The organism is Thioclava atlantica (assembly GCF_000737065.1).
Lineage (GTDB): Bacteria > Pseudomonadota > Alphaproteobacteria > Rhodobacterales > Rhodobacteraceae > Thioclava > Thioclava atlantica.
Genome location: NZ_AQRC01000014.1, coordinates 38,399 through 51,028, shown reverse-complemented (window position 1 = coordinate 51,028; position 12,630 = coordinate 38,399). Strand labels below are relative to the sequence as shown.

General features: G+C 65.7%; 14 protein-coding genes. 9 read left to right on the top strand and 5 right to left on the bottom strand.

What is annotated here, in order from left to right; all coding sequences use genetic code 11:
• Positions 1-75 precede the first annotated feature (75 nt).
• From DW2_RS15450 to DW2_RS15440, 3 genes are all read left to right on the top strand, one after another.
• Entirely contained in the window at positions 76-603 is a 528-nt protein-coding gene (locus DW2_RS15450) for a universal stress protein (RefSeq protein ID WP_038148054.1), read from the top strand.
• A 69-nt stretch (positions 604-672) separates the two neighbouring features.
• Entirely contained in the window at positions 673-954 is a 282-nt protein-coding gene (locus DW2_RS15445) for a glycine zipper 2TM domain-containing protein (protein WP_081875019.1), read from the top strand.
• A gap of 13 nt (positions 955-967) precedes the next feature.
• Complete coding sequence (locus DW2_RS15440) at positions 968-1,516, top strand: HPF/RaiA family ribosome-associated protein (RefSeq protein WP_038147977.1); 549 nt, start codon at positions 968-970, stop codon at positions 1,514-1,516.
• 65 nt (positions 1,517-1,581) lie between these two features.
• Here DW2_RS15440 and DW2_RS15435 read toward each other — a convergent pair whose 3' ends face one another.
• Both DW2_RS15435 and DW2_RS15430 read right to left on the bottom strand, forming a co-directional pair.
• On the bottom strand, positions 1,582-2,472 hold the full coding sequence (locus DW2_RS15435; protein ID WP_038147976.1) for a Crp/Fnr family transcriptional regulator: 891 nt from the start codon (positions 2,470-2,472) through the stop codon (positions 1,582-1,584).
• 155 nt (positions 2,473-2,627) lie between these two features.
• Positions 2,628-3,608 (bottom strand): ribose-phosphate diphosphokinase, encoded by a 981-nt coding sequence (locus tag DW2_RS15430; RefSeq protein ID WP_156102991.1) that lies wholly within the window; start codon positions 3,606-3,608, stop codon positions 2,628-2,630.
• A gap of 100 nt (positions 3,609-3,708) precedes the next feature.
• Here DW2_RS15430 and DW2_RS15425 point away from each other — a divergent pair, with 100 nt between their 5' ends.
• Together DW2_RS15425 and DW2_RS15420 are read left to right on the top strand one after the other, a co-directional pair.
• On the top strand, positions 3,709-4,761 hold the full coding sequence (locus DW2_RS15425; RefSeq protein WP_051856211.1) for a hypothetical protein: 1,053 nt from the start codon (positions 3,709-3,711) through the stop codon (positions 4,759-4,761).
• Between the two features lie 82 nt (positions 4,762-4,843).
• A complete protein-coding gene (locus tag DW2_RS15420) occupies positions 4,844-5,263 on the top strand; it encodes a CBS domain-containing protein (RefSeq protein ID WP_038147975.1) in 420 nt (139 codons plus the stop codon).
• A 162-nt stretch (positions 5,264-5,425) separates the two neighbouring features.
• Here DW2_RS15420 and DW2_RS15415 read toward each other — a convergent pair whose 3' ends face one another.
• The 3 genes from DW2_RS15415 to DW2_RS15405 form a co-directional block, all read right to left on the bottom strand.
• Positions 5,426-5,851: a DUF2267 domain-containing protein gene (locus DW2_RS15415; RefSeq protein WP_038147974.1), complete on the bottom strand. Its 426-nt coding sequence runs from the start codon at positions 5,849-5,851 to the stop codon at positions 5,426-5,428.
• 1 nt (position 5,852) lies between these two features.
• A complete protein-coding gene (locus DW2_RS15410; protein WP_051856207.1) occupies positions 5,853-6,491 on the bottom strand; it encodes a nitroreductase family protein in 639 nt (212 codons plus the stop codon).
• A gap of 366 nt (positions 6,492-6,857) precedes the next feature.
• Complete coding sequence (locus DW2_RS15405) at positions 6,858-7,307, bottom strand: Hsp20/alpha crystallin family protein (RefSeq protein WP_051856204.1); 450 nt, start codon at positions 7,305-7,307, stop codon at positions 6,858-6,860.
• 240 nt (positions 7,308-7,547) lie between these two features.
• On the opposite strand from DW2_RS15405, the gene DW2_RS15400 reads away from it, so the two are divergent.
• The 4 genes from DW2_RS15400 (at position 7,548) to DW2_RS15385 (ending at position 12,611) form a co-directional block, all read left to right on the top strand.
• On the top strand, positions 7,548-8,387 hold the full coding sequence (locus DW2_RS15400; protein WP_038147972.1) for a universal stress protein: 840 nt from the start codon (positions 7,548-7,550) through the stop codon (positions 8,385-8,387).
• An 11-nt stretch (positions 8,388-8,398) separates the two neighbouring features.
• A complete protein-coding gene (locus tag DW2_RS19155) occupies positions 8,399-8,857 on the top strand; it encodes a host attachment protein (RefSeq protein ID WP_051856200.1) in 459 nt (152 codons plus the stop codon).
• A gap of 762 nt (positions 8,858-9,619) precedes the next feature.
• Positions 9,620-11,722 (top strand): catalase, encoded by a 2,103-nt coding sequence (locus tag DW2_RS15390; RefSeq protein WP_038147971.1) that lies wholly within the window; start codon positions 9,620-9,622, stop codon positions 11,720-11,722.
• A 220-nt stretch (positions 11,723-11,942) separates the two neighbouring features.
• Positions 11,943-12,611 (top strand): GntR family transcriptional regulator, encoded by a 669-nt coding sequence (locus DW2_RS15385; RefSeq protein ID WP_038147970.1) that lies wholly within the window; start codon positions 11,943-11,945, stop codon positions 12,609-12,611.
• The last annotated feature ends 19 nt before the right edge of the window (positions 12,612-12,630 follow it).

Below are 12,630 nucleotides of genomic sequence, written 5' to 3'. Positions count from 1 at the left end.
CGCAATGTCGGTGCGCAATGCGCAGCCCTCGCAAGGCCGCATCATCGGAGGCGAAACCTGCGAAAGGGGATGGCCGTGAAAAAGCTCATTCTGGTGGCGACCGACGGTTCGGACATGGCGACCAAGGCGGTCGATATCGCGGCGCGGCTGTCCCGCGCGCTCGAGCTCGATCTGTGCATCATGCATGTGCTGATGCATGATGCCTCCGGCGAGCAGTGGATGCGCATGGCCGAAATCGAGCATCTGGTGGAGAACGTCGGACCGGAAGCTGGGCTCGCGCCCGGCGCGTCGCGAACCATGATCGCGGATTTTCTCGGCCGCGCGCGCAAGGACGCGATCGCCGCTCAGGCGGTGAACGCTTTGGGCGAGGAAATCCTCGAACACGCGCGCGAACGCGCCGTGAAGGCCGGTGCGCGCAATATCACGACCCGGTTCTGCGCCGGCGATTACGCCGATGAAATCCTCGACCTCGCGGAGGCCGAACTGCCCGAGTTCATCGTGATCGGGAGCCGGGGATTGGGCCGGGTGCGCGGCGCGCTTCTGGGGAGCGTGTCGCAGAAGGTCGTGCATTACGCGCCCTGCCCGGTGGTCGTCGCGCGTTGACCGCTGGCAATGAGAGCGTCGCCGAGTGCGGATATCGTTTGCTTTGATCCAAGGAAAGAGGAGCCTGCCATGTTCAACCACCTGTTCCGCGTCGCCCTGCTCGCAAGTTGCGCCGCGCTCCCGGCCTGCGAAAACCTGACCCCGCAACAGCGCACCGTGGTCGGGGTGACCGCAGGGGCCGCGGCCGGGCTCATCACGGCCGAGGCGCTCGAGGCAGACAGCCACTGGCGGCTGATCGCGGCGCTCGCGGGAGCCGCGGCCGGAACGATCGTCGCCCAGAACAGCGCGACCCAGCAATGCGCCTATGCGCGCGGCGACGGAACCTACTACGTCATGCCCTGTCCTCGCTGAGTGAGGTGTCGAGATGCAGATCGAACCGATCATTTCCTACCGCAACATCGAGCCTTCGGAGGCGGTCACCACGCTCGTGAAGCGCCGCATCTCGGTGCTCGAGCGTCTTCATGACCGGATCACCGGCTGCGAGGTCGTCCTCGACGCGCCGCAAAAACGCAAGGTGAGCGGGCGGGTCTTCGAGGCGCGGCTGACCTTGCACATTCCGGGCGAGGATTTCCACGCCGAGCGGTCCGTCGCGCAAGGCAGCGCCCGCGACGACCTGCTGCTGGCGGTGAACCGGACCTTTTCGGCCGCGGAGAAGCATCTCAAGCGGCAGAAGAAGAAGATGGGACAGGTGGAGGTGAAACATCATCCCCCTGTCCTGCACGGCGAGGTGACGCTTCTGGAGCGGGAACTGGGTTACGGCTATCTGCGTGCCGATGACGGGCGCGAGGTCTATTTCCAGCGCGACGGGCTCACCGCCGATTTCTGGGACGAGCTCGAGACCGGATCGCGCCTGAGGTTTCGGGAAATGGAGGGCGAAAAAGGGCCTTTCGCGGCCTCCGTCACCTTGGCCTGACCCAGAAGCTTCGGGTTGCCGCGCAAACGATGCGTGACCGCTAGAGGGGCGGTCACGCCTGTGGGTTACGCGCTTCGGACCCCCGCCCGATCGGGTGCCGCTTTTGTGCCGGGACGCCGGGCCGCAGGCCTTTTCGGCATCTCCACCGGCTTCGTTCCATTGAGACGATCCGCCGCCGTGGCGTTCCATTGCGTTCGCGGGGTGGGGGTGTCGGTCTGCGCCAGGGCCGCGCTCACGGCCTCTTCCTGGCATTTCGCCGCGCGCCGCAGTTTCGCGAGATCGTCGATCTCCACCAGATCCGGCGAGACGAGGCGAAGGACGTGGCGCTTGTGCAACCGATGAAGGGCGCGGCAAAGCGTTTCTGCCGTCATGTCGAGCAATGACGCGAGATCGCGGCGTGACAGGGCGATCCGGATACGGGCGCGGTCGCCGCCATGGGCATTGGGCGCCTGCTCGAGCAGCCAGAAGGCGACGCGCTGCGCCGTGTCGCGCCCGCGCAAGCGGACAACACCGCGCTGAAGATCCTGCATCTGGGACGCCATCGTCGCGACATAGGCCTGGAAATGCAGCGGACGGTCCTGGAGGAACGCCTCCCAGGCCCCTCGCGGCACCCAGCAGATCGTCGTATCGGTCGCCGCCTCATAGGAGAACTCGGAAACCGCCTGTAGGGGTGCACCGACGAGTTGCCCGCGATGCAGCACCTGCAGGATGAATTCGTCTCCGCTCTCGGTGACGTTCACGATCCGCACCAGTCCCGAGGCGATCACGCCGATCTGCTCGGACGCCTCACCCTGGCCGGCGATTTCGGCATCCCGTCTGAAATGGACCCGATGCGCATGGCTCGAGAACTCGGCGAGCGTGTCCCTGTCGAATGCGCCGCAAAACCCACACGTCTTGGCACTACAGGCACGGCAAAAATCCCCCGCCGCCGGGCGCGGTGAAATCTGGTTCAACATGTTCCCCCCCTTCACACCTGCGGCCGCACGCGATCACGGCCGAGGTGGAAACTGTTTGTTGCGACCTTCGAAAAACTTACCCGGCCACGGCGCGCGCTGTCAGTTCGGGAATTGTGCAGATTTGTTGCGCGAGGGGCGTCCGGAGCCACCGAAAATCAACCGATAGGTGTACGCGGAGCCTCCGGGTCCCGGTGGAACCGTTCGATCGTTTCGGCCAGAAGCCCAGCGACCGAAATCAGCTCGAATCGCGAGCCGAGCAGCGCTGCCGCCGCGCCCGGCATCCCTGAGGCATCGGAGAGATAGACCCGCGTGATCAACGGATCCGCCAATCGCTGGATCGCGGTCTTGTCCATCATCGCATGCGTCGCCACGAGGTTGATCTCGGCCGCCCCGCGCTCGGCACAGGCATGTGCCGCGCGCAACATCGTCCCGCCGCCGACGATCATGTCGTCGAGGATCCAGACCGCGCGGTCGCGAACCTCGCCCGCGAAGAGCGTCCCCGAGACCACATCCTGCACCCGCCGCTTCTCGACGATGGCGAGCCCGGCTTCGGGCAGCCCCGCCTCGACACAGGCCTCGCGCAAAAGCTGCGCGCGCTTGATGCCGCCCGCATCGGGCGAGACGATCACGATATCCTGCCTATCCTGAGCTTCGCATCTGCTCCTGATCGCGGCGGCGACGAGGTCGCGGATATGAAGATTGAGCGCCGGGATCCGGAAGGCATTCTCGAAAGCCTGCAGATTGTGACTGTCGATCGTCACCACCGCATCCGGTCCCATCGCCTCGAGCGCCTGCGCGACATAGCGGCTGCCGAGCGGGTCGTGAGGCTGCGTGCGCCGATCCTTGCGCGCATAGGCCAGAGAGGGCACCAGCGCCGTGATGCGCGCCGCGCCATGATCGCGGCAGGTGGCGAGAAAGAACATCAGGCGCAACAGCCGGTCATTGGCGGAAAGCGGTCCCTCCGCATGCGTCCCCGAGAGGACGAAGACGTCGTGCCCCCGCACCGGGACGAGAGGCCGTGTCTTGTGCTCGCCGCCCGTGAAATCGCGTTCCTCGATCGGGTCGAGGGGGAAGCCTCCGACCCTTGCAATCGCCTCGCCAAGCGGGCGCGAACTGTTCAAGGCGAAGAAGCGCATGGCTTGGATGATGCGCCCACCCCCGCGCGCGGCATTGTCAGCGATCAATGCCGCGCGGCGATTTCGGTGAGTTCATCTGGCGATAGCGGGAGTTCGCGTCATGAAGGATCAGCCCCTGCCGCACCGATGGACTGAGAAAATTCCCCCCGGCCGCGATCCGGAGCCGGATTTCGCGGAGAAGCTCGCCTTTCTCCGCGCACGCCTCCTGCCCGAAACGGAGATCGAGACCCATGCGGCCCATGTCTTCCTCACCCGGAAACGGGCATGGAAGATCAAGAAACCGATCGCCCTGACGTCCTTCGATCACACCGGGCTCGAGGCGCGCGAACGCGCCTGCCGCGAGGAATTGCGGCTCAACCGGCAACTGGCCGGACCGTCGGTCTATCTCGATCTGGTGGGATTGACGGTCGGCTGCGACGACCGGCTCCATCTGTCGACCGAAGGGGTCGGCGGGGCGGTGGTCGACTGGATCGTCCTGATGCGACGCCTCCCGGCCGAGCGGATGCTCGATGTGACGCTGGCGCGGGGCGAGACCGTCGCGGCGGCCGAACTCGATGCGATCGCCCGGACGCTCGGGCGTTTCTACCGCGCGCGCCGCGAGGAGCCGAACCTTCCCGGCCTCTACCTTCGCCACCTGCATGTCGAGGCGGAGGTGAACCGTCGTCACCTGCTCGAGATGGCGCATCACGTCACTGCCCCGGATATCGACGCGCTCACCCGGAAATCGCTGGCCCTGCTCGAAGCGGCCGGCCCCGCCATCGCCGAACGCGAGGCGGCACGGCTAGTGCTGGAGGGGCATGGCGATCTCAGGCCCGAGCATGTCTGTCTCACCCATCCGCCCGTCATCTTCGACCGTATCGAGACCATTGCCGCGCAGCGCCGGCTCGACGTGGGCGACGAATTGGGCTTTCTCGGGATCGAATGCGCCTTGCTCGGGGATGACCGTATCGGACCCGAGCTGGAGACGCTGATGGCGGCGGAGGGCTTCCCGCCGCCTCCGGCGGACCTGACGCGCTGCTATGGCCTGTTCCGATGCCTGACCCGGGCGCGGCTATGCCTCGATCATCTGCGCGATCCGGTCCCGCGAAAGCCCGCGCACTGGCCGCCGAAGGCCGAGGAATATTTCGCTTTCGCGCGCCGCTTGCTGGCCTGACGAGACCGCGCCTTGATGGCCGACAATGCGGCGGAGGCTTGGGCGCGGTAGGAGTTGCGAAACGCCAAGGAGGAGGCTCGCCATGGAAATCTCGAAAGCCATGCATTCACCGGCCCGCTGGGTCGAAGCCGAAACGCCGGTCGGAGAGGTCGCGAAGATGATGGCGCTCGAGGATATCGGCGCGATCCCCGTGGGTCACGACGACCGGCTGATCGGAATGGTGACCGATCGCGATATCGTCTCCCGCGTCATCGCGAAGGGGCTCGACCCGGCGAAGACGACGGCCGAACAGGCGATGACGAAGGGGATCGTCTATTGCTCGACACATGAGACGATCGAAGACGCAGTCCACCTGATGGATCAGAAGCAGATCCGCAGGCTTCCGGTGCTCGACGACAAGAAGCGCCTGGTGGGAATGCTGAGCCTCGGCGATATCTCGCATGCGGTGCCGCGCTCGATGTCGGGCGAATTGCTGCATGCCGTCTCCGCGCATCACGCCTGAAAGACGCACGCCGACGCGCCTGGGATGACCCTCGGGCGCGTTTGCGCCAATGCGGGGCAGCATCCGAACATCTCGCGCCTGAAGAGGCAAGGCGCCTGCCTTGCTCCTCCAAGCCAACTCTGACGGGACGAGTGGGCGCACCAACCGGTCGCGCCCCTGCTCTCACACCAGGAGCGCCCGCAAGGACCCGCGCATCGCCTTGGCGACCTGCTCATATTCCCCGGCGGAAATCTTGTCGTGCAAGAGATCGAACACCGCCGAGACCGCAGCTTCCGGATCGTCGAGCGGATCGTCGTGGAACACGCTGTTCACGCGGTCGAGAAATGCCTGCTTGCCGCGCGGATGGGCCGGCTGACGGGACGGGACGAACCCCTCGAAATAGATGCCGCGAAGCATCACCGGAAGCTGGGCGGCGAGATCGGCGGATTCATCGGTACTGAGAAAATCGCGGACGGCGTGAAGGGTCGCCCGGAGGAGCATATAGGTCCGGGAGCGGTTTTCCTCGCCCAGCCGTCCCTCGAGATCGTTAAGCCACTCCGCGACCACTTGCGGCGCGTGATCGAGCGAACTGATTCCGGTGGTCTTCATGTCAGCCTCCTCCTTGTGCAGGCCGTCCGATCGGCTGAATGAATGTCACGAGCGAGTCGGCGGTCAGTTTGAGCGCATCGTGGCAGGACAGGGTATCGATCCCGCCCACGAGGCAGGTCCCGAGCCCTTGGGATGCACAGAACAGATAGACGTTTTGGGCCACGATCGCGGCATCGACCGCCGCGAAATGGCGCCTCTCGGCCTCGGAGGCCTTCGGCATCTGGGCGAGGTTCGCGGAATAGAGGGCAACGACCGGCGCGGTGGCGACGAAGCGTTGCGGGCTCAGCCGCGCCCGGACGTCGCCCGTCCCGACCGGGGCGAACGCGTGGCGCGCCGGATCATAGAAGCGAATACCGCGCGCATCGGCCAGATAGAGCTGGGTCTCGGTGGCGCCGTGCCACGACGGCGCGGTGCGCAATCCCGATTGCGGCCGGTTGATCCCGCAGCCAGCCCAGGCCAGCGCAAGCAACACGTCATCGGCAATCGGAGCGGGGCGAAAGGCACGGGTCGAACGCCGCGCCTGCAACGCCTCGGTCAGGCTCGCCTCGCGCCCCGCGCGCGCCTGGGCAACCGTCGGCATGAGCCCTGCCATCGCCGCGAAACGCAGGAAATTCCGCCTGGCAAATGAGATCCCGTTCATATCCTGTCCCCTTTTCTGATCCGGGTTCAACCGCAGCCGCCTCGGCCATTTCCGCCGTCCGGGTCGGTGGGTCCCGGCCACCGAAGACGAGAATTTCAAACCCTTCTGGCCCCCGCATTGTCGACGGTCATCCCGCCGGGGCGCACATGCGCCGGAGCGGCGGCATGGTGCGCTGCGCCAGCGGAAGCGGCCCACCGGCTGGCCCGGCGCGAGATCCGGCTGGAGAAGGGCAATATCGGGCGGACACGCCGCGGCATCGGGCCGCCTCGCCCCCCGGCGCTGCCAGACGAAATTATGGGGCGGGCGGACTGCAGATCTCCCACACGAGCTTCCGCTCAGTCCACCCGCCCGGCGGTTGACGCCCCCTTACGCCGCCCGCACCTCGACATGCCGCTCCTGTTCCCGAGCTTCCTCGGTCTTGGGCAGCACGATCGTGAGAACCCCGTTTTGCAGCCTGGCCTCGACCTTGGCGGCATCGATGCTGCGCGGCAGGGTGATGGAGCGCTCCACCGACCCCGAGCTGCGCTCGTGGACGACATAGTCGCCCTCCTTCTCCTCGCTCTCCTCGGCCTTCGCGCCCTTCACGGTAAGGCGCCCGTCGCTGAGCCGAATGTCGATCTCGCTCGCATCGAATCCGGGCATCTCGACGCTCAGTTCGAACTGGCCGTCGCGCTCGACGAAATCCATCGGAGGCAGCGACGCGAGGCCCGACATCGTCATCGCCGAGCGCCGCGCGAGACCGCGCGGCCAGCTGAGCGCAGGCGTGCTGAAATCGTCGAACAGCCGGTCGATCTCGCTGCGCAAGAGATCGAACATGTCACGTCCCCGCGGGGCCGCTTCGCCTTCTTTCTTAACGCTAACTTCCTTTTTCGAATTCTTGGCCATGGTCGATCTCCAGAACTGAAAGCCCCGCCCGAGGCATGCCGGGAAAGCTCGCATGATCCCGCGCCGCCCTCATTGACCGTGCGCAATGCGCAAGTTCGCGCCGCGGGCCAACAAGTTAACTGTTCGCAGTTCGGCCCTTTTTTCGGACCGGGCAACACGGAGGGCAGTGGGATGATCCCGAAAACCATATCGACCGCATTTCTCAGTTCTTCGGAAACCCGGTGGCTCGCGCCCGCGGCCGCGCGGTTGTGCCGCCATTTCGATGCGCATCTCGTCGGGGTGCACGGGCTCGGCCCGCTCCTGCCGATGGGCGGCGATCTGGTGTCCGATCCGGTCATCCTGCCGGAAATGCTCGAGTGGCAGAGCCAGGAGGCCGAAGCGATCCGCGAGACATTCGAAGCGGCCCTCAAGGCGGAAGACATCGCGGGAGAGTTTCGCAGCCCGGCTGATGACGGCGATGCGCGCGAAGACTTCCTGATCGACGGATGCCGCAGCGCCGATGTGATCCTCTCGGCCCATATCCCGCGCCAGGGCGGGCGGGCCAATGACATCCGCCTGCAAGAGCAACTGATCCGTCAGGCGGGGCGGCCGGTCGTCGTGATGGACGAGGCCCTGCCGCTTCCCGGCCCGGCACAGCACCTGCTGATCGGCGTCTCCTGTACCCGCGAGTCGATGCGCGCGGCCCATGATGCGCTCTATCTCGCGGCGGGCGGGGCCCGGATCGACCTTCTGTCGGTGAGTTCGTCGCAATTCGAACGCCGTGCGTCGCGGGACCTGCGCGAAGATCTCGCCAGCGCACTCGATCGGCGGGGTTACAACGTCACGGTGCTCGAGGCGAGCGCGCCCACCGGCGAGATCGGCAAGGAATTGATGCGGGTGGCCCTCGAACGGGGCGCCGATCTGGTCGCGGTCGGCGCCTTCGGCCATTCGAAGCTCTTCGACTTCGTGATCGGCGCGGTCACCTCGATGCTGCTCGAGACCATCTCGGTGCCGGTCCTGTTCGCAAAATGAGGAGGTGAGCGATGAAACAGCCTGTTTCCGACGAATGGATCGTGGTGATGAATTCGAGCGCGGCGCGGGTACTGACCTCGACGCCGGAGCCGCACCACCCCGCTGAAATCGCCTTCGAGATCGAGCACCCCCGGCAGAAACCGCAAGACGTGATGGCGGACAAGCCCGGGCGGAGTTTCTCCTCGGGGGCGGCTGGCCGGCGCTCGGCGCTCGAGCCGCACGGGGATCTCGGCCATCTGCAGGACGTAGGCTTCGCCAAGGAGCTGATCGACCGGCTCGAGCAGCACCGTCAGGCGGGGGAGTTCGAAACCCTGACGCTCGTGGCCTCGCCGCGGATGCTGGGCGTGATGCGCGACACGATGCCGCCGGATCTGGCGCAAAAGGTCACGCGCGTGATCAGCCGGAACTTCGCGGCACTCAGCATTCCGATGATGCAGGAGAAACTCTCGGCGGTGCTCGCACGCCACTGACTTCGGCGACCGCCGAACGGCCTCACCACGCGATCCGCAGGGCGAGGCCGCCTAGCCCCGCTGCGCGGCCTTCGACTGATAGCTTTCGAGCTCTGAGACGAGCGCGCGTCCTTCCGGGACATCATGGCGCGCGGTCGAATTCCCGGGCGAGCATCGCATCGAACGAGGCTTCGAGCCGGTGCCCTCGGCGCGGTTCTTGGGCGGACGCGGCGCTGCGCGCGCTGCCGCCGCGCCCGCCGCCAGAACCCCAGCCCCATTCCGATCCGACGGACAGCTCCGCCCTGAGACGCCATTTCCAGCGCTGGCAGAGCGAGATCGGCAGCGTCTAGCAACCGAGAGCCTCTCGCCGCGGCCCCGCGAGGATGTAAAACGCAGGGCGCGCACGTTCTGCGGTTCAGGCTTCGGCGGCACCAACCGCAGGGCGATCGGCCATTCTCCGCCGCCCGGCGCAATGGGCCGTTCGCCCCGAACCCGGCTCGGCGATCCATCCCCCCACACCCCGCCGCGCCTTAATTTCCTCGCTCAAAAAAGCCCATGCGGAAGTTCGGTTCTTTCTCCGAAGCGAGCTCGCGGGGGCGGGGGATACAACGCCAAGCCCCCGCGCTCTCGGCGAGAGAACCCGCGCGGAACAACGCCTCGGCTGCGACGTTCCAGCTATGTCCCGTGCGGGACTTCCAGTGGATAGAGCATGCCCGGAAATTCTCTCTCTGGCCGGGTGTTTCGACCCCACGCATCTGCAACCTCCAATCAGGAAGCGATCCCATGGCCGATCAGAAAGATCTCTACCCGACGACAGCCGAGACGCAGAAGACCAACGACACCGCGAAGTATCCCACTCAGACGGGTGCCGGGGGCGAACTTCACCAGACGCGTCCCGAAGCCCCGGTGATGACGACGGCGCAGGGTGTGCCGGTCTCCGACGATCAGAACACGCTGCGCGCCGGATCGCGCGGGCCGGCGCTGCTCGAAGACTTCCACTTCCGCGAGAAAATCTTCCATTTCGATCACGAACGCATCCCCGAGCGGGTCGTGCATGCGCGCGGTTACGGGGCGCATGGCTATTTCGAGTGCACCGACCCGATCCCGGAACTCACCCGCGCCAACCTGTTCCAGGAGAAGGGCAAGCGCACGCCCGCCTTCGTCCGGTTCTCGACCGTGGCCGGCAACAAGGGGTCGTTCGACGTCGCCCGCGACGTGCGCGGTTTCGCGGTGAAGCTCTATACCGAGGAGGGCAACTGGGACATCGTCGGCAACAACATCCCGGTGTTCTTCATCCAGGATGCGATGAAATTCCCCGACCTGATCCACTCGGTGAAGCAGGAACCCGATCGCGGCTTCCCGCAGGCCCAGTCGGCGCATGACAATTTCTGGGATTTCATCTCGCTCATGCCGGAATCGATGCACATGCTGATGTGGGTCATGTCCGACCGGGCGATCCCGCGCTCCTTCCGTTTCATGGAAGGCTTCGGCGTTCACACCTTCCGCTTCGTGAACGAGGAAGGCGAGAGCCATTTCGTGAAATTCCACTGGAAACCCAAGCTCGGCCTGCAGTCGGTGGTCTGGGACGAGGCCGTGAAGATCAATGGCGCCGATCCCGATTTCCATCGCCGCGACCTCTGGGATGCGATCCGGGCGGGCGACTTCCCCGAATGGGAGCTTGGCGTTCAGGTCTTTGACGACGAATTCGCGGACAAGTTCGACTTCGACGTGCTCGATGCGACCAAGCTCATCCCCGAAGAGGACTGCCCGGTCCGGATCATCGGGCGGCTGGTGCTGGATCGCGTGGTCGACAACTTCTTCGCCGAGACCGAACAGGTGGCGTTCTGCACCCAGAACATCGTGCCCGGGATCGACTTCACCAACGACCCGCTCCTGCAGGGGCGCAACTTCTCCTATCTCGACACGCAGACCAAGCGGCTCGGCGGCCCCAACTTCACCCATATTCCGATCAACGCCCCGCGCTGCCCGTTCCACCATTTCCAGCAGGACGGCCACATGGCCATGCACAATCCGAAAGGGCGCGCGAATTACGAGCCCAACAGCTGGGACGAGGGCGGCCCGCGTGCCGACCCGAAGCGCGGCTTCAAGAGCTACCGCGAAGAGGTGTCGGGCGAAAAGCGCCGCCTGCGCGCCGAGAGCTTCGACGACCATTACAGCCAGGCGCGTCAGTTCTACCGGAGCCAGACCCCGGTCGAGCAGGCCCATATCGGCGATGCCATCACCTTCGAGCTGTCGAAATGCGTCACCAAGGATATCCGCATGCGGATCCTCGGGCATCTGCAGCTGATCGACGAAGATCTGGCCAAGCACGTCGCCGAGGGGCTGGGGCACGATCTTCCCGATCCGGCCGAACCGGCCCGCGCCCCCAAGGATCTTGCCGACTCCCCGGCGCTGTCGCTGTTGAAGAACGGGCCGGACAGCTTCAAGGGGCGCAAGCTCGGGATCCTGATGACCGACGGTGCGGACGACGCCCTCTATGAGGCGCTCGTGGAAGCCGTGGAAGCCGAAGGCGGGATGATCGAGATCGTCGCCCCCCAGGTCGGCGGGATCACCACCGCTGGTGGAAAGAAGATCGAGGCAAATCAGAAGATCGATGGCGGGCCCTCGGTTCTCTACGACGCCGTCGCGATCCTGTGCAGCGAAGAGGGCGCCGAGAAACTGTCGTCGATGCTGCCGGGCAAGCAATTCGCCGCGGACGCATTTGGCCATGCGAAATTCATCGCCATCTCGCCCGAGGCGGAGGCGCTGTTGAAAGCGGCATCGGTCGAGCCCGATGACGGCGTGGTGCCCCTGAGCGCGGCCGGGAAGGCGAAGACCTTCATGAAGAAAACCCATGCGGTCCGGTTCTGGGATCGCGTCGCCTGAGGCGGCTCCGCGCTAAGCCCAAGCAAGATCGGCGCCCGGCCTTCGATGGTCGGGCGCCGTTTCATTTGGCTGCTTTCTGCGGGCGCCCCTCAATGCGCGGGCTTCCTTGCACTGGAGGCGGAGGCAGAAGCCGGATCGGGTTTGAGGTGCGGATATCGGGCCCATACGAGCCGCCGATCCTGCCTCGACAGCGCGGCTTCGTTATTTTATCTATAAAACGATGAAGACGCAGACGAAAGAAACCAGCTCCGCCCGGATCAGCCGCATCCTCGCCGACAGGATCGTCTCCGGCGAGATTCCCCCGGGCGCCCGCTTGAGACAGGACCACATCGCGCTTGAATTCGGCGCGAGCCATGTCCCGGTGCGCGAGGCCTTCCGGCAGCTCGAAGCGCAAGGCCTCGCCGAGAGCCTGCCCCGACGCGGATTTCGCGTCAGCGAGTTCGACGTGGCCGAGATCCGGGAGGTCGCGGAAATGCGCGCAAGCCTAGAGGCCCTCGCCTTGCGGCACGCGGCTCCCAATATAAACAACGCCGTACTGGCCGAAGCGGAACGGGTGACGCGCCATGGGGACAGCGCCGAGAACGTGCGCGACTGGGAAGCCGCGAACCGCCATTTTCACCGGCTGATCCTTGCGCCATGCCGCATGCCCCGCCTCTTGCGGACCATCGACGACCTGCAGGCCGCCAGCGCGCGCTTCCTGTTCATCGCGTGGCGGCGCGACTGGGAGGCGCGCACCGATCACGACCACCTCGCGATCCTCGACGCGCTGCGCAAGGGGCAGACCGAACGCGCCTGCACGACCCTCGCGCGCCATGTCGGATGGATCGGCAAGCGCAAGGCGGCCTCGAAAAACGCCAATCCGATCGAGACTTACGAAATTTCCGGATAATTATCTATAAAGCTGATTG

Bases quoted from the DNA above. Each gene is read 5' to 3' on its own strand.
- DW2_RS15400 (WP_038147972.1), top strand. From the start codon at position 7,548: ATGATCCCGAAAACCATATCGACCGCATTTCTCAGTTCTTCGGAAACC.
- DW2_RS15440 (WP_038147977.1), top strand. From the start codon at position 968: ATGCAGATCGAACCGATCATTTCCTACCGCAACATCGAGCCTTCGGAG.
- DW2_RS15425 (WP_051856211.1), top strand. From the start codon at position 3,709: ATGAAGGATCAGCCCCTGCCGCACCGATGGACTGAGAAAATTCCCCCC.
- DW2_RS15430 (WP_156102991.1), bottom strand. From the start codon at position 3,608: ATGCGCTTCTTCGCCTTGAACAGTTCGCGCCCGCTTGGCGAGGCGATT.
- DW2_RS15410 (WP_051856207.1), bottom strand. From the start codon at position 6,491: ATGAACGGGATCTCATTTGCCAGGCGGAATTTCCTGCGTTTCGCGGCG.
- DW2_RS19155 (WP_051856200.1), top strand. From the start codon at position 8,399: ATGAAACAGCCTGTTTCCGACGAATGGATCGTGGTGATGAATTCGAGC.
- DW2_RS15415 (WP_038147974.1), bottom strand. From the start codon at position 5,851: ATGAAGACCACCGGAATCAGTTCGCTCGATCACGCGCCGCAAGTGGTC.
- DW2_RS15390 (WP_038147971.1), top strand. From the start codon at position 9,620: ATGGCCGATCAGAAAGATCTCTACCCGACGACAGCCGAGACGCAGAAG.
- DW2_RS15405 (WP_051856204.1), bottom strand. From the start codon at position 7,307: ATGTTCGATCTCTTGCGCAGCGAGATCGACCGGCTGTTCGACGATTTC.
- DW2_RS15445 (WP_081875019.1), top strand. From the start codon at position 673: ATGTTCAACCACCTGTTCCGCGTCGCCCTGCTCGCAAGTTGCGCCGCG.
- DW2_RS15420 (WP_038147975.1), top strand. From the start codon at position 4,844: ATGGAAATCTCGAAAGCCATGCATTCACCGGCCCGCTGGGTCGAAGCC.
- DW2_RS15435 (WP_038147976.1), bottom strand. From the start codon at position 2,472: ATGTTGAACCAGATTTCACCGCGCCCGGCGGCGGGGGATTTTTGCCGT.
- DW2_RS15385 (WP_038147970.1), top strand. From the start codon at position 11,943: ATGAAGACGCAGACGAAAGAAACCAGCTCCGCCCGGATCAGCCGCATC.